The organism is Bradyrhizobium sp. USDA 223, from assembly GCF_044909005.1.
Lineage (GTDB): Bacteria > Pseudomonadota > Alphaproteobacteria > Rhizobiales > Xanthobacteraceae > Bradyrhizobium > Bradyrhizobium yuanmingense.
The window spans coordinates 1,476,033-1,495,358 of record NZ_JBIYDR010000001.1 but is presented as its reverse complement, the minus strand read 5'-3'; the positions used below and the strand labels follow the sequence as shown (position 1 = coordinate 1,495,358).

At 65.5% G+C, this 19,326-nt stretch carries 18 protein-coding genes and 1 pseudogene; 7 read left to right on the top strand and 12 right to left on the bottom strand.

Annotation, left to right across the window (positions count from 1 at the left end; translation table 11 throughout):
• Positions 1-94: 94 nt before the first annotated feature.
• A complete protein-coding gene (locus ABIA40_RS06615) occupies positions 95-934 on the bottom strand; it encodes a LysR family transcriptional regulator (protein ID WP_404540042.1) in 840 nt (279 codons plus the stop codon).
• Between the two features lie 126 nt (positions 935-1,060).
• On the opposite strand from ABIA40_RS06615, the pseudogene ABIA40_RS06610 reads away from it, so the two are divergent.
• The 3 genes and pseudogenes from ABIA40_RS06610 (at position 1,061) to ABIA40_RS06600 (ending at position 3,735) form a co-directional block, all read left to right on the top strand.
• Positions 1,061-1,641, top strand: a pseudogene (locus ABIA40_RS06610) (isochorismatase family protein).
• A gap of 13 nt (positions 1,642-1,654) precedes the next feature.
• Positions 1,655-2,293 (top strand): glutathione binding-like protein, encoded by a 639-nt coding sequence (locus ABIA40_RS06605; protein ID WP_271544811.1) that lies wholly within the window; start codon positions 1,655-1,657, stop codon positions 2,291-2,293.
• A gap of 104 nt (positions 2,294-2,397) precedes the next feature.
• A complete protein-coding gene (locus tag ABIA40_RS06600) occupies positions 2,398-3,735 on the top strand; it encodes a caspase family protein (protein WP_271544813.1) in 1,338 nt (445 codons plus the stop codon).
• Positions 3,736-3,769: 34 nt separating this feature from the next.
• Here the strand turns inward: ABIA40_RS06600 and ABIA40_RS06595 are convergent, their stop codons facing one another.
• On the bottom strand, positions 3,770-4,849 hold the full coding sequence (locus ABIA40_RS06595; protein ID WP_225139793.1) for a tlde1 domain-containing protein: 1,080 nt from the start codon (positions 4,847-4,849) through the stop codon (positions 3,770-3,772).
• A 661-nt stretch (positions 4,850-5,510) separates the two neighbouring features.
• Here ABIA40_RS06595 and ABIA40_RS06590 point away from each other — a divergent pair.
• Positions 5,511-6,035, top strand: a complete 525-nt coding sequence (locus ABIA40_RS06590; RefSeq protein ID WP_271544817.1) for a FecR domain-containing protein — start codon at positions 5,511-5,513, stop codon at positions 6,033-6,035.
• A gap of 56 nt (positions 6,036-6,091) precedes the next feature.
• On the top strand, positions 6,092-7,981 hold the full coding sequence (locus tag ABIA40_RS06585) for a CHASE2 domain-containing protein (protein WP_271544819.1): 1,890 nt from the start codon (positions 6,092-6,094) through the stop codon (positions 7,979-7,981).
• 254 nt (positions 7,982-8,235) lie between these two features.
• Here ABIA40_RS06585 and ABIA40_RS06580 read toward each other — a convergent pair whose 3' ends face one another.
• The 4 genes from ABIA40_RS06580 to ABIA40_RS06565 form a co-directional block, all read right to left on the bottom strand.
• The gene (locus ABIA40_RS06580; protein ID WP_404540036.1) at positions 8,236-9,738 is read right to left on the bottom strand and encodes a glycosyltransferase family 39 protein; all 1,503 of its coding nucleotides are present in this window, start codon (positions 9,736-9,738) and stop codon (positions 8,236-8,238) included.
• Between the two features lie 6 nt (positions 9,739-9,744).
• Positions 9,745-10,872: a glycosyltransferase family 2 protein gene (locus ABIA40_RS06575; protein ID WP_404540033.1), complete on the bottom strand. Its 1,128-nt coding sequence runs from the start codon at positions 10,870-10,872 to the stop codon at positions 9,745-9,747.
• Positions 10,873-11,114: 242 nt separating this feature from the next.
• A complete protein-coding gene (locus ABIA40_RS06570) occupies positions 11,115-11,318 on the bottom strand; it encodes a hypothetical protein (protein WP_036043631.1) in 204 nt (67 codons plus the stop codon).
• A 142-nt stretch (positions 11,319-11,460) separates the two neighbouring features.
• The gene (locus ABIA40_RS06565) at positions 11,461-11,856 is read right to left on the bottom strand and encodes a hypothetical protein (protein ID WP_404540030.1); all 396 of its coding nucleotides are present in this window, start codon (positions 11,854-11,856) and stop codon (positions 11,461-11,463) included.
• A gap of 98 nt (positions 11,857-11,954) precedes the next feature.
• On the opposite strand from ABIA40_RS06565, the gene ABIA40_RS06560 reads away from it, so the two are divergent.
• Both ABIA40_RS06560 and ABIA40_RS06555 read left to right on the top strand, forming a co-directional pair.
• Positions 11,955-12,791 carry a DUF72 domain-containing protein gene (locus ABIA40_RS06560; protein ID WP_404540027.1) on the top strand — a complete coding sequence of 279 codons (837 nt, stop codon included), beginning with the start codon at positions 11,955-11,957 and terminating at the stop codon, positions 12,789-12,791.
• A 6-nt stretch (positions 12,792-12,797) separates the two neighbouring features.
• Positions 12,798-13,259, top strand: a complete 462-nt coding sequence (locus ABIA40_RS06555; RefSeq protein ID WP_404540024.1) for a DUF488 family protein — start codon at positions 12,798-12,800, stop codon at positions 13,257-13,259.
• 59 nt (positions 13,260-13,318) lie between these two features.
• Here the strand turns inward: ABIA40_RS06555 and ABIA40_RS06550 are convergent, their stop codons facing one another.
• The 6 genes from ABIA40_RS06550 to ABIA40_RS06525 form a co-directional block, all read right to left on the bottom strand.
• The gene (locus ABIA40_RS06550) at positions 13,319-14,233 is read right to left on the bottom strand and encodes a PhzF family phenazine biosynthesis protein (protein ID WP_404540021.1); all 915 of its coding nucleotides are present in this window, start codon (positions 14,231-14,233) and stop codon (positions 13,319-13,321) included.
• A gap of 151 nt (positions 14,234-14,384) precedes the next feature.
• Positions 14,385-15,692, bottom strand: a complete 1,308-nt coding sequence (locus tag ABIA40_RS06545) for an adenylate/guanylate cyclase domain-containing protein (RefSeq protein WP_404540018.1) — start codon at positions 15,690-15,692, stop codon at positions 14,385-14,387.
• A gap of 37 nt (positions 15,693-15,729) precedes the next feature.
• Positions 15,730-16,893, bottom strand: a complete 1,164-nt coding sequence (locus tag ABIA40_RS06540) for an ABC transporter permease (protein WP_404540016.1) — start codon at positions 16,891-16,893, stop codon at positions 15,730-15,732.
• Positions 16,890-17,822 carry an ABC transporter ATP-binding protein gene (locus tag ABIA40_RS06535; protein ID WP_404540013.1) on the bottom strand — a complete coding sequence of 311 codons (933 nt, stop codon included), beginning with the start codon at positions 17,820-17,822 and terminating at the stop codon, positions 16,890-16,892. The genes ABIA40_RS06540 and ABIA40_RS06535 overlap by 4 nt, the downstream gene beginning before the upstream one ends.
• Positions 17,819-18,622, bottom strand: a complete 804-nt coding sequence (locus ABIA40_RS06530; protein WP_404540010.1) for an HlyD family secretion protein — start codon at positions 18,620-18,622, stop codon at positions 17,819-17,821. Before ABIA40_RS06530 ends, ABIA40_RS06535 begins: the two co-directional genes overlap by 4 nt.
• A complete protein-coding gene (locus ABIA40_RS06525; protein WP_404540007.1) occupies positions 18,619-19,314 on the bottom strand; it encodes a TetR/AcrR family transcriptional regulator in 696 nt (231 codons plus the stop codon). Before ABIA40_RS06525 ends, ABIA40_RS06530 begins: the two co-directional genes overlap by 4 nt.
• Positions 19,315-19,326 lie beyond the last annotated feature (12 nt).

The window sequence follows — 19,326 nt, the reverse complement described above, 5'->3', positions numbered from 1 at the left end:
CAACTACACAGACTTAGCGGCGGCTGCGCCCGAACTTCTCCGTCCACTTCGATCTGCTTGCGCCGTGGTGCGACGATCACGGTAACATGCGATGTCAATTGCGCGAGACGTCCTGGAAGCACGCCCTCACCCACGCGATCGTCACGCGTGTCGCAGGATCGCGCTTGAGGTGGTTCTGCACGAGCAGCCAGACGTCGCGGCGCTTCGGCAGCAGGGTGGCGCGCAGGCTGCGGTCGGCGAGCAGCGGCCCGCAGCTGTGCTCGGGCAGCACGCCGATGGCCTGATGCGACTGGATCATGGTGCGGATGATGCGGATATTGTCGGTGACGCAGCGCACGTTCGTCAGCCGCTTCGCACGCAAGAACTGCGCTTCCGGAATCGCGTCGAGCTCGTCCGGATAGACGCACGCAATGGGCTCACTGCCGCCGCGGTCCGCGGGCTCGAAGAAGTACAGCCTGACGTCGCCGAGCTTGGAGATGGTGAAGTCGCCCTTCTCCGGCTTGCGCAGGCGGATGGCGAGATCGGCCTGCCAGCGCGAGAACTTGACGTTGCCGCTCGCGGTGAGGAATTGCAGCGTCAGTCCCGGATGATCGCGCAGGAAGCTGCTCGCATGCGGCGCCAGCAGCTCCTCGGCGACCGCATTGGTCGAGGCGATGCGCAGCCGCCCGACCGGGCCGACCTGGCTTTCCTTGATGCGGTCGATCGCCGCCGCATGCGCGGCCATCGCACCGACATGCGCGAGCACCGCCTCGCACTGGCGCGTCGGCCGCCGCACGCCGTCCACCGCATCGAACAGCTTCACGCCGAGATCGCGCTGGATGCGCGCAAGCCTGCGGCCGACGGTGGTCTCGTCGATGCGCAGCCGCGCGCTGGCGCCGGCATAGGTGCCCTCGTCCCTGACCGCAGCGATGATGCGCAGATCGTCCCAATTCATCGGGCGAGCCTAGCAGGCGCCGCCGCTGCCTGCAAATTTGCAGCCATCAGCTGCAATAGTCCTGCACAATGGCAGGCTGCTGCTGCGCTAATGTCAACGCATCCGAATTCACGAGGGCCTGACGGCATGACCGCTCCAAAGACGCTGCTCGAACTCGCCGGCGCCGATCTCGATCCGCCCCAGCTCAACGAGACATGCCTCGTTCTGATCGACATTGCGCCGGCCCGCTCGCCCTGCCCGATGCGCAAGCGGCGATCGCCGCGGCTGCGCGCCTGCTCGCGCGCGCACGGGAGAGCAAAGCTGCGATCTTCCACGTCGCGCACAAGGGCCGCGCCGGCGGCCTGTTCGACCGCGAGGCGGCGCGCGGCGCCATCGTCGAGCGCCTGACGCCGCTTGCGACCGAGCCCGTGACCGAGAAGGCGCTGCCGAATGCCTTCGCCGGCACCGACCTGCAGGCCCGGCTGGCCGCCACGGCGCGCAAGAACATCGTGCTCGCGGGGTTCATGACGCATATGTGCGTGTCTTCGACCGCGCGCGCCGCGCTCGATCTCGGCCTGCGCACGACCATCGCGGCCGACGCCTGCGCCACGCGCGATCTTCCCGACGGGCGCGGCGGCACGCTGCCGGCGAGAATTGTTCACGAGGTCGCTCTGGCCGAATTGTCGGATCGCTTCGCGATCATCGCGCAGAGCGACGCACTGACCTGAGGAGACCGTCCCGATGCTGCAGCTCTATTTCTTTCCGATGGCCTGCTCGCTCTCGAGCCGCATCGCGCTGCTGGAGGCCGGGATCGAGGCGCAGTATCACCTCGCCCATATCTGGACCAAGCGGCTCGTGGACGATGGCGGCGATTTCCTCCGCGTGTCACCGAAGGGCGCGGTGCCGGTCCTGGTGCTGGAGAACGGCGAGCGGCTGACGGAAAGCGCAGCGGTGCTGCAATACATCGCCGATGTGAAGCCGGAGGCACGCCTTGCGCCGCGGCCCGGCGACTTCGATCGTTATCGCCTGCAGGAATGGCTGAGCTTCGTCAGCGCCGAGATCCACAAGGCGTTCCTGTTTCCGACCTTCTGGTACAAGGACGACGGCTCGCTGGCCAAGCCGCGCGCGAGGATCATGCAGACCTTGTCGGTGCCGGCAGCGCATCTGGCGGGCCGCGAATTCCTCGTCGGCGACGGCTTCACCGTGGCCGATGCCCATCTCACCTGGACCTTGCTGCTGCTCCGTCCGGCAGGGATCGACATCGCGCAATGGCCATCGCTCGCGGCCTATCTCGAACGCATGCAGGCCCGCCCCGCGGTCCGGCGCGCGATCGCGACCGAGATGGCGCTGCGCAAGACCGTTGCGGCGAGCGCGGCGTGACGGGATGCGGTGCGATCTGCGCCGCAGGCAAGGCAGAGCATTGATGTCGGCGCGGCATGCGCTAATCTCAGGGATATTTTTCGATATTTCCTGGGACGGCATTCATGCGTGCTTCTTCCGGAATGTGCCTGGCACGGACTTGCGTCGCTCTCCTCGCCTGCTGGCTGGGCCTTGCTCCGGCATCGGCGGACACGCGGGTCGCGCTGGTCATCGGCAACGGCGCCTACGTCTCGACCGCGAAGCTTTCCAACCCCCTGCATGATGCCGAGGACGTCGCTGCCTCGCTGAGGCGCAGCGGCTTCGAGGTGCTCCAGGGCATCGATTTGCGCCAGGCCGACATGCAGGACCTGACCATCCGCTTTGCGCGAGCGGCGAGCCGAGCAGATGTTGCCATGTTCTACTACAGCGGCCATGCGATGCAGTACAACGGCGTGAATTACCTCATGCCCGTCGATGCCGTGCTCACGGATGAGGCGGATCTCAAACGCTTCGTGCGGGTCGACGATATCGTGAACGATCTGCAGCAGGCCAAGAACCTGCGCATCCTGGTGCTGGATTCCTGCCGCGACAATCCGCTGGCGGAAACTCTCAAGCGTTCCGCCGGCACGACGCGCGCCGCCTCGATCGGACGGGGGCTGTCGAAAGTCGATGCTCCTCGCGGCACGATCGTGTCGTTCTCGACGCAATCAGGTCAGGTGGCCGCCGATGGCACCGGCCGCAACAGTCCCTATACCACCGCGTTCCTCAAGCACATCGAGCAGCCCCAGGAGATCGGCGATGTCTTCCGCGACATCAGCAGCGACGTCTACGAGAGCAGCGGCAAGACCCAGCTCCCGGAGCTTTCGCTGTCGATCATCGGGAGGTTCTACCTGAACGGACCGGTATCGGTCACGGTTGCGGCTCCGCAAGGTGCATCTCGGCCTGATCCTTGCGCATCCGCGGAAGTACATTGGAGGGCCGCCGATGGAATCGGCACCGTCGGCGCCTTTGAGGATCACCTCGCACGTTTTCCGAATTGCACCTTCGCCAATCTGGCCAGGGCGCGGATCGAAAGCCTGAAACAAAAGGTGGCACTTGCGCCGACGAGCGGCGAGAACAAGACGTTCGATGGCAAGTGGGACGTCACCGTGAACTGCGCCAGCTCGGGCAAGGCATTGGGCTATACCCGCGCGCTGTCGGCCACGGTCGCGAACGGCGTATTTCATGCAGAGGACCGGGACCCGCGTACGAACAGTACGCTCGAAATCGACGGTCAGATATCGGCTGATGGGAAGAGCACGCTCAGTGCACGCGGCCTCACCGGTCCGAGCGCCTACACCATCAACAACGTCGCCCCCGGCTCATCCTACGCATACACGATCGACGCGCAATTCGAGCGCAGTCGTGGCAGCGGCAAACGCAACGAACAGCGTCCGTGCAGCTTCACCTTCGTCAAGCGATAGCTGGCTGTGCCCGCACCGGCGGCCACGCTACGCCTCACTCCACCCGCGCCAGCACCGCGAGCTTGCGGATGCCCTTGTTGCGGTAGGCGTCGAGGAACGCGTAGTAATCCTTGAACGACACGCAGCCGTTGGAATCGCCGCCCGGCCCGAGCATGAAGGTGTGGGCGAGCAGGCCGTCACGGCCGTAGATCGCGCTCTCGCCGCCGATCGGGGTGAGGCGCAGCGCCGGCACGCCGTGGAACAGCGCCTCGCGCGGCTTCAGCGTATAGATGTGCGGCGGCGTCACGCCGCGCATGCGCAGGCGGCGGGAGTCCGGATCGTCGCGGTTGGCGCCAAGGCCGGAATGCGCCTCGAGCCTGGTGCCGTCGGGCAGATACACCATCTTGGCCGTGATGTCGTAGACCGCGGTGTCCCGCTCATAAGGCGGAGCGCCGCCGAACATCGGGTTCTGCTCCTTCGGGGCGATGGACGCGGTGATGCTGGCATCGGCCGAGGCGTAGGCGAGCAGCCCGCCGGACGCTTCGCGCTTGCCCCACAGCTTTTCCACCATTGCCTGGCGCGGAGCGGTGATCGACATCACCGCGGCCTTGGCGCGATCGGCAAAGGATTTTTGCTTGGCTTCGGGCGCCGGCACGATCTCGGCCGGGTCGGCCGAGGCGAGTTGCAGCTGGGCAGCCGGCGCGCGCTTGGTCTTGTCCGCGGCGTTGTCGGCGCCCTTGGCTGCCGGCTTCAGCGCCTCCGCGACCTTCGCGATCACGCCCTGCTTCGGGGCGTCTTTGGCCACCGCAACGACCTGCGCCGGGGGTGCGGCGCTTGTGGCATTCGACGGCACGCCCTGCGTTGCGGCCGCCGCAAAGCGCTCGTTGAACATTTCGCGCGAGATCGGAGCTGCGACCTGGAGGCGGTCGGGCAGCAGCGCGAAGGTTTCCTTGATGGCCTCGCCGGCCTCGCGCAGCACCACCCTGGGCGCGCGCTTGATCACCGGCTCGTCGTAGCCGACGCTGCCGACCGAGGGATAGACGCTCGCGCCGAAGATGTTGCTGTGGATAGTCCAGCCGGCGCCCATCACGGCACAGCCGATCGCCGCGGCGCCAAGCCAATTGGTCGTGGTCATTTTCCGGGAAGATTTCCGCGAATTGGTCTTCGAGAAATTCTTGGACTTCCGTGCCGCGTTACTCTGCGCAGCGATACTCGTACTCATTCGCCTTGCGTCCAGGACGGTGTCACTCAGTCCCCCTTCGAAGTGCCGCTGGTCACGATCCGGGAACAGCATCTCGCAGAGGGTCGGAGCGTCATTAAGGCGACTTTTAGTTAAATGCGGATTAAGTTCGGGCGGATCTGCGGCAGCTCGTTAATGCTGTCCCGTTTTGAGAAAAAAGCCCGCAGAACTACGGACTTAGTCGGGTCTGTTAACTATAATTCTCGGCCGGTTCAGCACGCTCTGCGGACGTCTGCGGCCACATCCATGACGCACTTGAGAACGTCATTTTCGTGGTCCTCAACTGCCCCTGAACGTAACGTGCCAGCGTTGCGCGAGGCTGGTGGACGATGCGTCGGATTGGCCTCGTCGGCCGCGCGGGAATGGTGCATGCTTATGGCGCCGGGCGACCTCACGCGGCACGGCGCCGTGATTGAAAGTTGATCGTCGCGGTTCTGGACATCGCCGCCGCGAGAAAATAGCTCCCACTTCGGCACTTTTCAGCAGCCTCTGCGCGTGATACGGTACCGTATCATCCTGCCCTGAGCTGTGCCGAGCACGCAAAACGGAGGCTGGCATGAGAGGGATCGCGCGCGCAGGGTTTTTCGCCCTGGCGGGGTCGTTTCTGTTGATCGGATCTGCGACTGCGCAGCCTGCGGCGAATGCGGGCTGCACGGCATCGCCGTCGGCTGCCGGGACGCAGACCTGGCGCTGCGACAACGGCATCACCATCGTTGCGGAAAACGGCGCCAGATTTGAACTTAAGGACGCCAACCGCGACGGACATATAGACTCCGTGGAGTTGAGCAGCAAAGCGCTGCTGATCGAGGTGCCCAAGAAGCCGCGCGGCAATCCCTTCAAGGTGCTGACGCCGCAAGCGATTGCCGCGGTGCGCGGCACGAAATGGGCGGTCGATGTCGCTGACGCCAAGACTTCCGTGTTCGTCGCAGACGGCCGGGTTGGCGTGAGCCGCAGGGCTCGTGGACGCGCCGTCGTGCTCGGCCCCGGAGAAGGCGTCGATGTCGAGCCAACCGGTCCGTTGACCGTCAAGACCTGGGGCCAGCCGCGCGTTGACGCGCTCATGGCCAGACTCGGGCAATGAGCCCGGGCCGGCAAAGCCGGGCCCATGAGATTTGGATCATACGATTGCAAGACCGCATGCGCAGCCGACGCGTTCAGATCCTGGTGGCACTCGTCCTCACCGCACTGTGGGGCGCGGGCATCTATGCCATGCACGCCGACGGCCATCTGCGCTTCCTGGACCGCCTCGAAGCCACGTTGACGGATTGGCGGACGCAGGCGCGCGGCGTGCGGCGTCCGCCGGATTTCGTCACCATCGTTGCGATCGACGACACCGTCGTGAAGCGCGGCGGCACCTATCCACTGCCGCGCGCCGATCTTGCCCGCGTCGTCGACACCATCGTGCAGTTCAAGCCGAAGGTCGTAGCGATCGACCTGCTGCTGGTCGACCGCAGCGCCGCGATCGGCGATGCGACGCTGGCCAACACATTGGCCACCGGTCCCATGGTGCTCGCCGCCGCCGCGATCTTCCCCTCCGCCAGCGAAACAGTGGCACCCAGCCGAGAAGGTCCCCTCGCCGTGCTGCCGGAGGCCGAGCGTTTCCTGCAGCCATTGCCCGCATTCGCCGAGCACGCCGAGGTCGGCATCGTCAATGTCGCGACCGGGCAATCAGGCTCGCCGCTCTCGGTGCCGATGCTGTTCCGGACCCGCGACAAGGTCGAGCTGTCGTTTCCGTTGCGCGTCGCGGCCCGCGCGCTCGACGAGCCGCTGACCGTCGCGCCAGGCCATCTCATGCTCGGGGATCGCGTGGTGCCGACCGACAGCAATCTGGCATTGCCGATCACCTATTACGGCCCGCGCCGCACCATCCGCACCGTCAGCGCACAGAGCATCTTCGACGGCACGCTCGATCGCGCGGCCATCGAGAACCGTATCGTCGTGATCGGCGCCTCCGTCGCCGGCGGCGGCGACTTCTATCCGACGCCGTTCGATTCCCTGATGCCCGGCGTCGAGGTGGTCTCGACCGCAATCACGCATCTCGTCGCCGGCGATGCCATCCTGCGTGACCACCGGGTCCGCATTGCCGACGCGCTCACGGCGATCCTGCTGCCGGTGCTGCTGGTCGGCCTGCTCGCCTGGCGGCGCATCGCGCTCGGCACCATGGCGGCGGCCGCGGTGATGATCGCCTGGGCCGGGCTCAACCTGTTCGCGTTCACGCACGGCGTCTGGCTGAACGCCGCGACCACGCTCGCCGCCGCCGTGCCGCCGGTTGCGGTCTTTGCCGGCGTGCAGCTGTGGGCCGGAGGCCGCCGCACGCAATATTTCGCCGCTAAGAGCAGGTCGCTTGCGCAATTCCAGGCTCCGGCGCTGCGGGATTGGCTCTCGCGAGATCCGAACTTCCTGTCGAAGCCGGTGCGGCAGGATGCAGCCGTGGTGTTCGTCGATCTCTCCGGTTTCACCGGTTTGAGCGAGCGGATCGATCCGGACGAGCTCACGGATATTCTGAAGGCGTTTCATGCGCTGGTCGACCGGATCGCGATCGATTGCGGCGGCATGATCACGGGCTTTCTCGGCGACGGCGCCATGATCCTGTTCGGGCTACCGCGCGCGATGCCCGACGATTCGGCGCGCGCGCTGAAATGCGCGGTCGATCTGCATCGCGGCCTCGCACGCTGGATCGCCTCGCTGCCGCCGGCGATCGCAGGTCAACTCGGCTACAAGATCGGCGCACATTGCGGCCCGATCGTCGCCTCGCGACTCGGCGAAAGCCATCAGCACATCACGGCGACAGGCGACACCGTCAACGTCGCAAGCCGGCTGATGGAGATTGCCGCCCAGAACGATGCGCGCCTCGCGCTGAGCGACACGCTGCTGGATGCGGCCGACTTCCAGGGCGCGCCCGACGGTGTTCTGTCCGGCCCCTTGCTCGCCCAGGTCCGCGGCCGTTCCGGCGTCGTAACCGTCTGGTTCTGGCGCGATCGCGACGGGCCGGGACAGGATGCTGACAAGGCCGAGATGATCGACTAAAGCGCGATGAAGTGATGCTCGATCGTAGCAAAGACGGAGGTGCGCTCCCTCTCCCGCTTGCGGGAGAGGGTTGGGGAGAGGGTGTTTCCGCAATGGGACAATCCCCTAGAGGAGAAAACCCTCACCCGCGCCGGAGCCTGTCATCGGGCGCGCCTACGGCGCGACCCGGTGGGCGCGACCTCTCCCGCAAGCGGGAGAGGTTGCACCGAGCGCGCGGCAATTGATTCGACCTCAAGCCATTCCGCTCTAAGGCGCTACCGCGCTTCCGGTGGCGGCGAGCGGTCCAGCACTTCGCCTCTGGCGCCTTCCAGCAGGTCGATGCCGTAGGTCTCGACCACGAGCGGCCCGCGCTTGCGCTGCAGTTGCGCCACCTGCGTCACCTTTGCAAAGAGAGCATTGAGGGCGGGATGACCGTCGGCGCGCAGCTCGTCGACATAGAGCAGCTTGCCCGCGAGCAGCTTGGGATCCGGCTCAGCCATGTTGACCCAGCGGATACGCTGGCTTTGCTGCACGACGCAGGTGCCGCGCGGCAGATAGAAGGCGAGCCAGCTCGTGGTGCCGTAATCCTGTGCAAGCACGCAGCTCGCACCCACGCGCACGCGCACCGCTTCGATCTCCGAGGCGAGCTCGCGCCAGCCGACACCGACGCTGCGGACCGTGGCGTCACGGCGGTAGCCCGAAAGCCAGCCAGTGTTGGCCTGCACGATCAAGGCTGCAAACATCACGATGCCCACAGGCGCGGCCCAGCGCAAGCAGAAGTCGACGAGGCGCCGTTGGCGCGGCTTCCATTGCGCAAGATTGGCAGCGGCGGCCGCGGCAATGACGAACGGCGGATACACCGGCGCGAACCAGTTGGCCTCGACCCGGGCATGCAGCGAATGCCAGACGAAATAGGCGACGATGGTCCAGAACATCGTCTCGATCAGCACGCGCGAGGCGAGCGCGCCGGCGCGCTGCCAGGTCAGCGCGTGCAGGCCCATCGCACCGAGGATGAAGACCAGCGGCGTTGCGAACGCGATCTGGGTCGGGATCAGTTCGGCGATGAAGACGGGGCGGAAGTCCTCGATCTTGGCACGCCCGAGCTGCTTTGCGAACGAGACCCATTGATGGTCGGCATTCCAGAGGATCACCGGCGAGAACAGTGCCAGCGCCACGAGGCCGCCGAGATAGGGCCAGGGCGAGAGGAACCAGCGCCGCAGCTTCGGCACGCAAGCGAGCCAGATCAGGATCGCGGCGCCAAAGAACATCGCGGTGTATTTCGACAATAGCGCCGCGCCGACTGCGGCGCCGACCGCGAGCCACCAGGCGCCCCGTCCCGTCTCCAGCACCTTGGCGAGGAAGAACAGCACGAAGCTCGAGGCGACCAGCAGCGGCGCATCGGGCGTGACGATCAGCGTGCCGACGGAGGCCAGCAGTGTCACGTTGAGGAGGATGGCGCTGGTCGCGGCCACGCGTGTGCCGCCGAACAGGATCGCGGCCGAGCGATAGACCGCATAGCTCATCGGCAGCGCCAACAGGACCGAGACGAGGCGGACGCCGAGCTCGGTATCGCCCGCGATCATGGTGCCGGCGCGGATCACATAGGCGACCATGGGCGGGTGGTCGTAATAGCCCCCGGCGAGGCTCTTCGACCACATCCAGTAATAGGCTTCGTCGAACGTGATCGGCGTGAAGGCGGCTGCGACGAGCCGCAATCCCACCAGCGCGACAATCAGCAGCGCGGTGTTGCGGACGATCCGCGCATCGGCCCCGCCCATCACGCGCTATTTCTTGCGCCAGACGAACAGTCCGGACATCGCGTAGTTCCACACCACGCCCATCAACGCGCCGGCCAGGCCGGCCAGCCACCAGATCGGCTCCTGGTCGTAGACCGAGAAGGCGACGCCGACATTGGCGAGCAGGCCGACGCTGCACACGATGTAGAAGGCGATCAGGCCGCGCAGCAGCGCAAAGCCCTTCAGCCGCTGGTCGCGATAGGTGAGGAAATTGTTGAGGATGAAATTGCTGGTCATGGCGACGATGGCGCCGGCGGCCTGCGCCTCCGGGAACGGCGCGTTGAACAGGCGAAGCGCGATGAACAGCGTGGTCAGGTGCACAACGAGGCCGATGCCGCCGACCATCGCAAACAGGATGAAGCGCAGCGAGACGACGTCGTTGGTCAGCTTGGCGAAGACGAGACCGAGGAAGTCGAGCGCGACCATGGAATCGAGCTTGCTCTCGCCGTGCTGGCGGGCGCCGAAGGTGTAGGGAATCTCGACCGCCCGCAAGCTGCCATGCGCGGTCGCGACGATGTCGAGCAGGATCTTGAAGCCGTGCACGGAGAGTTTTGGCGCGAGCTGCTCGAAGCGGTCGCGGCGGATCATGAAGAAGCCGCTCATGGGGTCGGCAATCTCGACCCGCAGCATCTTCTTGGCGACCTCGGTCGCGAGCGCGCTGGCGCCGGCGCGCTGCCTGTTGAAGCCTTCGCTCCTGTAGCCCTCGATGTAGCGGCTGCCGACGACGAGGTCGGCCTGATCGCTCGCGAGCAAGAGCAGCATCTTGGGCAGCTGCGTCTCGTCGTGCTGGAGGTCGGCATCGATCACGGCCACATAGGGCGCGCTGGAGGCAAGGATGCCCTCGATGCAGGCGCCCGACAGGCCGCGGCGGCCGATGCGGCGGACGCAGCGCACGCGGCTGTCGCGCTGCGCCAGCTCGCGCACGACATCCCAGGTGCCGTCGGGCGAATTGTCGTCGACGAACACGACCTCCCAGGCGACGTTGGCGAACGTCGCCTCGAGGCGCCGGTACAGCACGGTGACGTTGTCGCGCTCGTTGAAGGTCGGGACGATGACCGACAGTTCCGGCCCCTCTTGAGCCCAGTTGTCGATGCCCGGTCTGATCGCTTCGTTCATGACGGCAGCGTATATCCGCCGCATCCTGCGCTGCCAAGCCGAGGTTCTGGGGAATGGCCGAAAAGAGGCCTAAAATGCCAACGACCCCGGAACGGCGGGCTGCGCGTACATCCGGCGCAAGCCTTAAGCTATTCCAAGGTCGTTCCAGCGACGGAGGTCTTTACGCTCAACGCCGCCGTTAGAAGCTAGATGGGGATGGCAAAGGCGTTCCGCAAGGGGGTTGGAAGCCCGATTCTCATGTCCTATTGGTTGGGCACTTCCCGGATGACCGGCCCGCGCGGCGCGGGCGCGACCGGGGCTGCGGGCGCCGCCGCAGGAGCCGGCTCGGCCTTCGCCGGCTTGGGCGGCTTGCCGTACTGGCCGATCGGCCCGAACACGACGGCAACCGCAAGGACGACCGCCGCGACGATCGCCCCCAGAATGCCACCCACCGACTCAGACGACATGCAAGTTCCTGCTCCAGACGGGCTCACTGATACCATGGATGAGCGCGCGACTGGAAGGCCCAGGGCGAATAGCGAATGGCGAGTGGCGAATGAGCATGGCCTGCCTTGTCGCCCTATTCGCTATTCGCCATTCGCCACTCCCCTACTTCTGGGGCGGCCGGTGCTTGACGAAGGCCATCACGATGTCCTTCTGCGCCGCCTCCACCGCTCTATTCGCGGTGGCGAGATGGGCGCCGGCATCGATATCAGGATATTGCGTGGTGAGATAATCGAGCAGCGTGACCCGGTAATATTGCCGCTCCGACGGACAGGCGCCCGCAACCGAGCGGCCGAAATCCTGCTCCGACAGGCCCTGATTGGACTCGCGCGAATATTCCCGCGCGAGGCAATGCCAGTAGCCGTCGCGGCCCTGCTGAGCGAGCTTTTGCGCGCCCTTCGTGTCGTCGTCATCCGCCACGGCAGAACTTGTCACGGCAGAACTTGTCATGGCAGCAGATGTCATCATGACGAGCGCGACCCCCACCGGCAGCATCCGCATCTTGTTCTCCTTCTTCGCGGGTCCGTCGCGAGCTTAGACCGGACCGGCCAACTGGCCAATCACATCTGGTTTGATTAGGATGAGATCCCTCCCCGTCGATGCGAGATACTCCCGTGGCCAAAGCAAAAACTGCGTCCAAAAAATCCGGCAACATCTTCATCGGAATCGGCGGCTGGACCTTCGAGCCCTGGCGCGGCGTGTTCTATCCGGAGAAGCTCGCGCAGGCGAAGGAGCTGTCCTATGCCGCCTCGAAGCTGACCTCGATCGAAATCAACGGTACCTATTACGGCTCGCAGAAGCCGGAGAGCTTTCGCAAATGGGCGAGCGAGGTGCCTGACGGTTTCGTATTCTCGGTGAAAGGACCGCGCTTTGCGACCAACCGCCGCGTGCTCGCGGAGGCCGGCGATTCCATCAAGCGGTTCTACGATTCCGGCGTGCTGGAACTCGGCGATCATCTCGGGCCGGTGCTGTGGCAGTTTGCGCCGACGAAGAAGTTCGATGGTGCCGATTTCGGCAAGTTCCTGGAGCTGTTGCCGCGCAAGCTTGAGGGGCGCGCGCTGCGCCATGTCGTGGAAGTGCGCCATGACAGCTTCTGCACGCCGGACTTCGTGGCGCTGATCCGCGAGTTCGAGACGCCCGTGGTTTTCGCCGAGCACGGCAAATATCCCGCCATCGCAGATGTCGCCGGCGATTTCGTCTATGCACGGCTGCAGAAGGGCAATGACGAGATCAAGACCTGCTATCCGCCGAAGCAGCTCGACGCCTGGGCCGAGCGCTTCCAGGACTGGGCTTCGGGCGGTGAACCCGACGATCTCCCGAAGGTTGACAAGGCCAAGCCGAAGAAGGAGCCGCGCGACGTGTTCGCTTACGTCATCCACGAGGGCAAGGTGCGCGCACCGCACGGCGCCATGGAACTGATCGCACGGGTGAGTTGAGGCCCCATGGCAAAGGCGAAGAAGCTCTTCACCATCGGCTACGAGCAGACACCGCCGAAGGCCGTGCTGGACGAGCTGGAACAGGCCGGCGTCAAGCTCGTGGTCGACGTGCGCGCGGTGACCTCGTCGCGCCGGCCAGGCTTTTCCAAGAAGCAGCTTTCGGCGGGCCTCGACGAGCGCGGCATCGGCTATGTCCATCTCGCCGCGCTCGGCACGCCGAAGGAAGGCCGCCTCGCCGCCCGCAGCGGTCAATACGACGTGCTGGAGAAGATATTCTCCAAGCACCTGAAGACGCCGCAGGCGAAAGAAGAGATGGACGAGCTTTCTGCGCTGGTGAAAAAGGCCGGCCCGGTGTGCCTGCTGTGCTACGAGCGCGACCACACCCACTGCCACCGCCAGATGATCGCGGAGATCATCGAGGAGCGCGATGGGGTTGCGGTGAAGAATTTGGCGGGGCGGCAGGTGTAGTTGTCGCCGTCATTCCGGTTCGCGACTTCGTCGCGCCCTGGAATGACGGATAGATTGACCTACCCCTCCCCCGCCAGCCGGAACGTCCCCTCCATCATCTGCACGCAAGCGCCGCCGACGTGGGCGGAGACGATCTTGCCGTCCTGCTTGCGCACGCGGGTCGAGAGGATGCTTGGACGACCCATGTCAAAACCCTGGCCGACGGTCAGCTTCAGCTCGCCGTCGCGCGTGGGATCGAGATCGGCGAACAGCGCGGCGGCGGCAACCGTGGCGCTGCCGGTGGCGGGATCCTCGACGAGGCCGCTGGCACCGCGCATGAACATGCGCGCCTGTCGCTCGCAAGGCGCCTCCGCCGCCGGCACATCGCGCGTATAGAACCACACCGCGCGGGCACCATCGCGCGGCAAGACCTTGCCAAAGGCCGCAGCATCGGGCCGGGCCCGCTTCAGCGCCTCACGCGAATGCAGCTCCATCACCAGAAACGCGTTTCCGACGGTGACAATCTGCGGCTCGTGATTGTCGGCCCTGATGTCGTCGGCAACGAGCGAGATGCAGCTCGCGGCTTCCGCTGTTGACAGCGTTGAGAGCCGCTGCAGCGGCTGCGGCGCGGTGAGCTCGGTTCTGATCACCCTGCCCTGCTCTCGCACGATCTCGACCGGGACCAACCCGGCCTTTTCCTCGAACAGCAGGCGTGGCTTCGGCTCCTTCGCCATCGAGGCCAGCACGAAGGCGGTGCCGACATTGGGATGGCCTGCAAAGGCGATCTCCTGCACCGGCGTGAAGATGCGCACCTCGGCGTCGTTGGCCCTGTCGCGCGGCGGCAGCACGAAAGTGGTCTCGGAATAATTGAACTCGGTCGCGATCGCTTGCATCTGCTGCGTCGTCAGCCCGCCGGCATCGAGCACCACGGCGAGCTGGTTGCCGCCGAAGGCGCGGTCGGTGAACACGTCGACGGTGATGTAGCGGCGCTGCATCGTCACTTCCTCATGCAAGTCGCGGCCGCGACCGGCCGCATCGCGCAGCACTCTACAAGCCGAAAACATCGCCCGTCATGCCCCAAAATTGAGTGCAATCGGAGCAATCGCTTGCATGAAAGTGAACTGCGCGCGCCGATGTGTGATGCAGTTACCCCAGCTGAAACACCGGTACTTTCCGCTCGTAGCCGCGCACCTCGACCTCGCCGAGCGCGACGGCATCGCTCCCGTCATCGCCCAGCGCCTCGCGCACGGATGCGGAGATCAGGAGCTGCGAGCCGAAATCCTTGTTCAGCGCCTCGAGTCGCGAGGCGAAGTTCACGGTATCGCCGATGACCGTGTATTCCTTGCGCCGGGGCGAGCCGATATTGCCGGCGACGACCTCGCCGAAATGGATGCCGATGCCGATCCGCAGCGGCCAGCTCGTCTGCGCGTTGATGCGGTCCATTGCGGTCAGCATCTCACGCCCTGCGGCAACCGCACGGTGCGCTGCGTCGGAGGCCTCCAGCGGTGCGCCGAACAGGGCGAGAAACCCATCGCCCAGGAACTTGTTGACGATGCCGCCATGTCGGTCGAGGATATCCACCAGCACGGCAAAGGCGCCGTCGAGCCGGTCGACCACCTCCTGCGGACTGCGCGACTGCGCGCCGGCCGTGAAGCCGCGGAAATCGACGAACATCACCGCAACGCGGCGGACGTCGCCGCTAGCGCCCGTTCCCGCCGTCATCAGCCGCTCCACCACCTGCGGCGAGACGTGCTGGCCGAACAGATTGGTGACCCGGTCGCGTGCGGTCGCGGCCGCGATGCTCGCGGCGAACTGGCGGCGGAGCTGAGCGCCGACGGCGCCAGCGAGTACGCCGCAGATCAGGATGACGATGCTGCGCACGGCGTGGAGATAGACCAAGGGCTCATCCGTCTCGCCGGTCGAGTTGTAATATAGTGCGACTGCCAGGAGCCCGGCCGCGGCGACGAAACCAGTGAATGCAGAGAGCCAGAAGTCGAGCCGCAGCGTCGAGAGGATCACGAAGATGAAATACATCAGCGGCACGGCGAAGCCGAGGGCCTGGGGCGCGCCCATGGTCCGGATTTGCAGAATGAGAATCAGCGTCGGCAGCGACGTCTCGATCAGCGTGCCGATATAGCGCCTGATCACCGGCAGGTCGCGATCGAGGCGGAGGTTCTTCCTGATCTGGGTGTGGACCCAGGCCTCGAACAGGATGAAGCCGGCCAGAAGGCCGTAGACCTCCATGATCCCCTCCGTTCCGCGCCAGACCCGGTTCACCACTGCGGGATCGATCAGGTAAATGGCCGTCAGTAAAAACATCATGCAGCAGCCGGTCGCGATCAGCGCTCGCACCCGCAGCAGCTCGGTGCGCAGCACCTCCCGCGTCAGCTCGCGCTCGAAGTCCTCCGACAAGACGGCATGCTGCCGCGCTTTCCTGCTCGCAAACTTGGCCATTCCACCCCTCGATTCCGGGATTCCGGGGTATTGTGCCTCAATCCAGCGTGCGGCGGAAGCGCGTCACCGCGACGGTCATGGCGAGCAGCATCAGGGCCGCCAGCGCCAGCGTATCGAAGCGCAAATTCTCCATGGTCGCGCCCTTTAGCATGATGGCGCGGACGATCCGCAAATAATGGGTCAGCGGCAGGCATTCGCCGAGATATTGCGCCCAGGCCGGCATGCCTGCGAACGGGAACATGAAGCCGGAGAGCAGAATGCTCGGCAGGAAGAACATCATCGACATCTGCATGGCCTGGAGCTGGTTCTGAACCAGCGTCGAGATGGTGTAGCCGACCGCCAGATTGGTGGTGATGAACAGCGTCGACAGCAACGCCAGCAGGACGAGATTGCCGAGCACGGGCACGCCGAACAGGCCGACACCGATGCTGATGATCAGGAAGGCCTGGACGAAGCCGACCAGCACGTAGGGCACGATCTTGCCGAACATCACCTCGACCGGCTTGATCGGCATCGACAACAGGCTCTCCATGGTGCCGCGTTCGACCTCGCGCGTGACCGAGAGCGCGGTGAAGATCAGCATGGTCATGGTGAGGATGGTGCCGACGAGGCCTGGCACGATATTGAGGCTGGAATTCGCGGCCGGATTGTAGCGGGCGTGGGCGCGGATCTCGAACGGCATCTCCGGGGGCTCGCCGATATAGAGATCGTGCGCAAGCGCGGTCTGCACGATCATGCCGAGCGAGCCGAGCGCAGCGCTTGCGGCGACTGGATCGGCGGCGTCGGCCGCGACCAGCAGCGCCGGCCTGTCGCCGCGCCGCACCGCCCGCTCGAAGCCGCGCGGGATCTCGACCCCGAACAGCACCTTGCCGGACTTCAGGAGGTTGTCGAAATCGTCGACGTCGTGAACCTCGTAGAGGAAGCGGAAATATTTGGTGTTCTCCAGCGCCTTCAGCACCGAGCGGGCGAGATCGGAATCCTCCTGGAGCAGCACCGCGCTCGGCAGATGGCGCGGCGTGGTGTTGATGGCATAGCCGAACAGCATCAGCTGCATCACCGGCAGCATCACGATCATCGCGAACGAGACGCGGTCGCGCCTCAGCTGGATGAACTCCTTGACCAGCATCGCGTAGGAACGCCGCAGGAAGCCGAAACGCTCGCGGATTTCGCGCCGTGGTTCGGGATGTTCTACCGCGCTCATTGGAAATTGTCCTTGGAGCGTCCCATCAGCTCGATGAACACGTCTTCGAGCGAGGGCTTGGACTTCTGCCAGTGCAGGCCGCCTTTCTCGCGCCAGGGCGCGATGCTGGCTTCGAGCGCCGGGACGTCGCGGCCGGAAACATGCAGCGAGGTGCCGAACGGCGCCACCATGTCGATGCCGGGCTTGCCCGTAAGCGCGGCGCCAAGCTCGTTCAGGGCGTCGCCCGTGACGGTATAGGTCGTGAGCGCGGATTTCGCGATCACCTCCTCCACCGTGCCGTGCGCCAGCAGATAGCCGTAGGCGATGTAGGCGATCTCGTGGCAGCGCTCGGCCTCGTCCATGTAATGGGTCGAGACCAGCACCGTGAGGCCCTCGGCCGCCAGCGCATGGATCTCGTTCCAGAAATCGCGCCGCGCCTTGGGATCGACGCCGGCGGTCGGCTCGTCCAGCAGCAACAATTGTGGATTGGGCAACGTGCAGGCCCCGAGCGCCAGCCGCTGCTTCCAACCGCCCGAGAGCTCGCCGGCGAGCTGCTCCTCGCGCCCCGAGAGCCCGAGCCGCTTGATCATGTCGCGCGCGGCGCCGCGCGCATCCGTGAGGCCATAGAGCCGCGCCACGAATTCGAGATTCTCGCGCACGGAGAGATCCTGATACAGACTGAAGCGCTGGGTCATGTAGCCGACCTGGCGCTTGATCTTCTCGGCATCGCGGCGGATGTCGTAGCCGAGGCAGGTGCCCTCGCCGCTATCTGGCGTGAGCAGGCCGCAGAGGATACGGATGGTGGTGGTCTTGCCCGAGCCGTTGGGGCCGAGAAAGCCGTAGATCGAGCCGCGCTTCACCTGCATCGACAGATCGTGCACGACCTCGCGGCCGCCGAATGACTTGGTCAGGCCCTTGACGTCGATTGCGATGCCGTTGCCGTTGCTCATCGCTTGTCCGCCACCGGTGTCTTGGTCTCAGAGATTTTCGGATTGAGGTGGATGTCGATCGGCTGTCCGACCCGCAAGGCATCGGGCCGCGAGGGGCGCGCCTGGATCAGATAGACCAGCTTGTTGCGCTCTTCGAGGCTGTAGATGACGGGCGGCGTGTATTCGGCGGAGGTCGCGATGAAATAGATCTTCGCGGTGAGGTCGGCCGCGCAATTGTCACAGGAGACCCGCACCGTGTCGCCGATCGCGAGCTTCGGCAACTCGGTCTCCGGCACGAAGAAGCGCAGCTTCATGTTGCCGGGCGGCATGATCGAGAGCACCGGCCGCTGCGCCGCCACCATCTCGCCTTCGCGGAAATAGATCTGCTGGATGGTGCCGGCGACCGGAGCAAAGCCCTTGCGCCGCGCCATCCGCGTCTCCGAGGTCGCCACCCGCGCCTCCGCGACGCGCAAGGCGGACACGGCGGAATCGAGATTGGCCTGCGTGCCCGAACCGGTCTTGTTCAGCGAGGCCGCACGGTCATAGGTCTGCTGCGCATTCGCAAGCGTCGCCTTCTGCTGGTTGAGGTCGGCAAGCTGGAGATCGTCATCGACGGAATAGAGGTGATCGCCGACCTTGACCTCGTCGCCTTCGCGGACATTGAGCTTGGTGACGCGCCCGGCTTCGTCCGGACTAACGAAGATCATGTCGGCCTCGACCCAGCCCTGGAAGCCGGGATCGCGCTTCTCCTTGCAGCCGGCAAGCCCGGTTGCGAGCACCGCGAGCAATGCCACGACACAAATTGCCTGCGACGACCTCATGTCGTCCTCCGTTCGCCAAAAATCAAATCGAGATGAACGCGCAGCATCTCCTGCGCGTCGAGCGGCGCATGCCGCGCAAACAGGCTCTGCCAGATCACGGCGATCATCGCGGGCGCGACCAGGATCTGCGGATAGCGCGCGAGGTCCTTCTGCCGGATCTCGCCGCGGGCGATGCCGAGCTCGATCAGCGCGCGCATGGCAGTGATCCCGCGCGAGACCACCTCGCGGTAGTAGAAGTCGGCGACGGACGGAAAGCGCGGCCCCTCCGCCACGATCAGACGCACCAGATCGCCGCGCCGCGTGCCGATCACCTCCTTCAGGAAGTTGCCGGCGAACGTCTCGATGAGGTCGCGCACCGAGCCCGCGGGAGGGGGCAGCGTGGTCAGCCGCGCGACCACGGGAACGATGACGATGCGCACCAGCTCCTCGAACATCGATTCCTTGTCCTTGAAGTGCAGGTAGATCGTGCCCTTGGCGACGCCGGCGCGCTTGGCGATATCGTCGAGCCTGGTGGCGGCAAAGCCGCGCGCGATGAACTCCTCCATCGCCGCCTCCACGATCGCCGCACGCCGCTCCGCCGCGCGCGTGGCGCGGTTCGAGGCAGGCGCTGCATCGGACCCCGCAGTCACAGGGTCGTTCGCGCGGGTGGGAGGCGCAGAGGGCGAGGCGGCTTTGGTCGGCTTCTTCGTCATTCGATATATATG

Excerpts from the sequence above, each read along its gene's own strand:
- ABIA40_RS06540 (WP_404540016.1), bottom strand. The coding sequence starts at position 16,893 with ATGAGCGCGGTAGAACATCCCGAACCACGGCGCGAAATCCGCGAGCGT.
- ABIA40_RS06575 (WP_404540033.1), bottom strand. The coding sequence starts at position 10,872 with ATGAACGAAGCGATCAGACCGGGCATCGACAACTGGGCTCAAGAGGGG.
- ABIA40_RS06560 (WP_404540027.1), top strand. The coding sequence starts at position 11,955 with ATGCGAGATACTCCCGTGGCCAAAGCAAAAACTGCGTCCAAAAAATCC.
- ABIA40_RS06530 (WP_404540010.1), bottom strand. The coding sequence starts at position 18,622 with ATGAGGTCGTCGCAGGCAATTTGTGTCGTGGCATTGCTCGCGGTGCTC.
- ABIA40_RS06600 (WP_271544813.1), top strand. The coding sequence starts at position 2,398 with ATGCGTGCTTCTTCCGGAATGTGCCTGGCACGGACTTGCGTCGCTCTC.
- ABIA40_RS06590 (WP_271544817.1), top strand. The coding sequence starts at position 5,511 with ATGAGAGGGATCGCGCGCGCAGGGTTTTTCGCCCTGGCGGGGTCGTTT.
- ABIA40_RS06595 (WP_225139793.1), bottom strand. The coding sequence starts at position 4,849 with ATGACCACGACCAATTGGCTTGGCGCCGCGGCGATCGGCTGTGCCGTG.
- ABIA40_RS06545 (WP_404540018.1), bottom strand. The coding sequence starts at position 15,692 with ATGGCCAAGTTTGCGAGCAGGAAAGCGCGGCAGCATGCCGTCTTGTCG.
- ABIA40_RS06615 (WP_404540042.1), bottom strand. The coding sequence starts at position 934 with ATGAATTGGGACGATCTGCGCATCATCGCTGCGGTCAGGGACGAGGGC.
- ABIA40_RS06580 (WP_404540036.1), bottom strand. The coding sequence starts at position 9,738 with ATGGGCGGGGCCGATGCGCGGATCGTCCGCAACACCGCGCTGCTGATT.
- ABIA40_RS06525 (WP_404540007.1), bottom strand. The coding sequence starts at position 19,314 with ATGACGAAGAAGCCGACCAAAGCCGCCTCGCCCTCTGCGCCTCCCACC.
- ABIA40_RS06555 (WP_404540024.1), top strand. The coding sequence starts at position 12,798 with ATGGCAAAGGCGAAGAAGCTCTTCACCATCGGCTACGAGCAGACACCG.
- ABIA40_RS06585 (WP_271544819.1), top strand. The coding sequence starts at position 6,092 with ATGCGCAGCCGACGCGTTCAGATCCTGGTGGCACTCGTCCTCACCGCA.
- ABIA40_RS06565 (WP_404540030.1), bottom strand. The coding sequence starts at position 11,856 with ATGCGGATGCTGCCGGTGGGGGTCGCGCTCGTCATGATGACATCTGCT.
- ABIA40_RS06535 (WP_404540013.1), bottom strand. The coding sequence starts at position 17,822 with ATGAGCAACGGCAACGGCATCGCAATCGACGTCAAGGGCCTGACCAAG.
- ABIA40_RS06550 (WP_404540021.1), bottom strand. The coding sequence starts at position 14,233 with ATGCAGCGCCGCTACATCACCGTCGACGTGTTCACCGACCGCGCCTTC.
- ABIA40_RS06570 (WP_036043631.1), bottom strand. The coding sequence starts at position 11,318 with ATGTCGTCTGAGTCGGTGGGTGGCATTCTGGGGGCGATCGTCGCGGCG.
- ABIA40_RS06605 (WP_271544811.1), top strand. The coding sequence starts at position 1,655 with ATGCTGCAGCTCTATTTCTTTCCGATGGCCTGCTCGCTCTCGAGCCGC.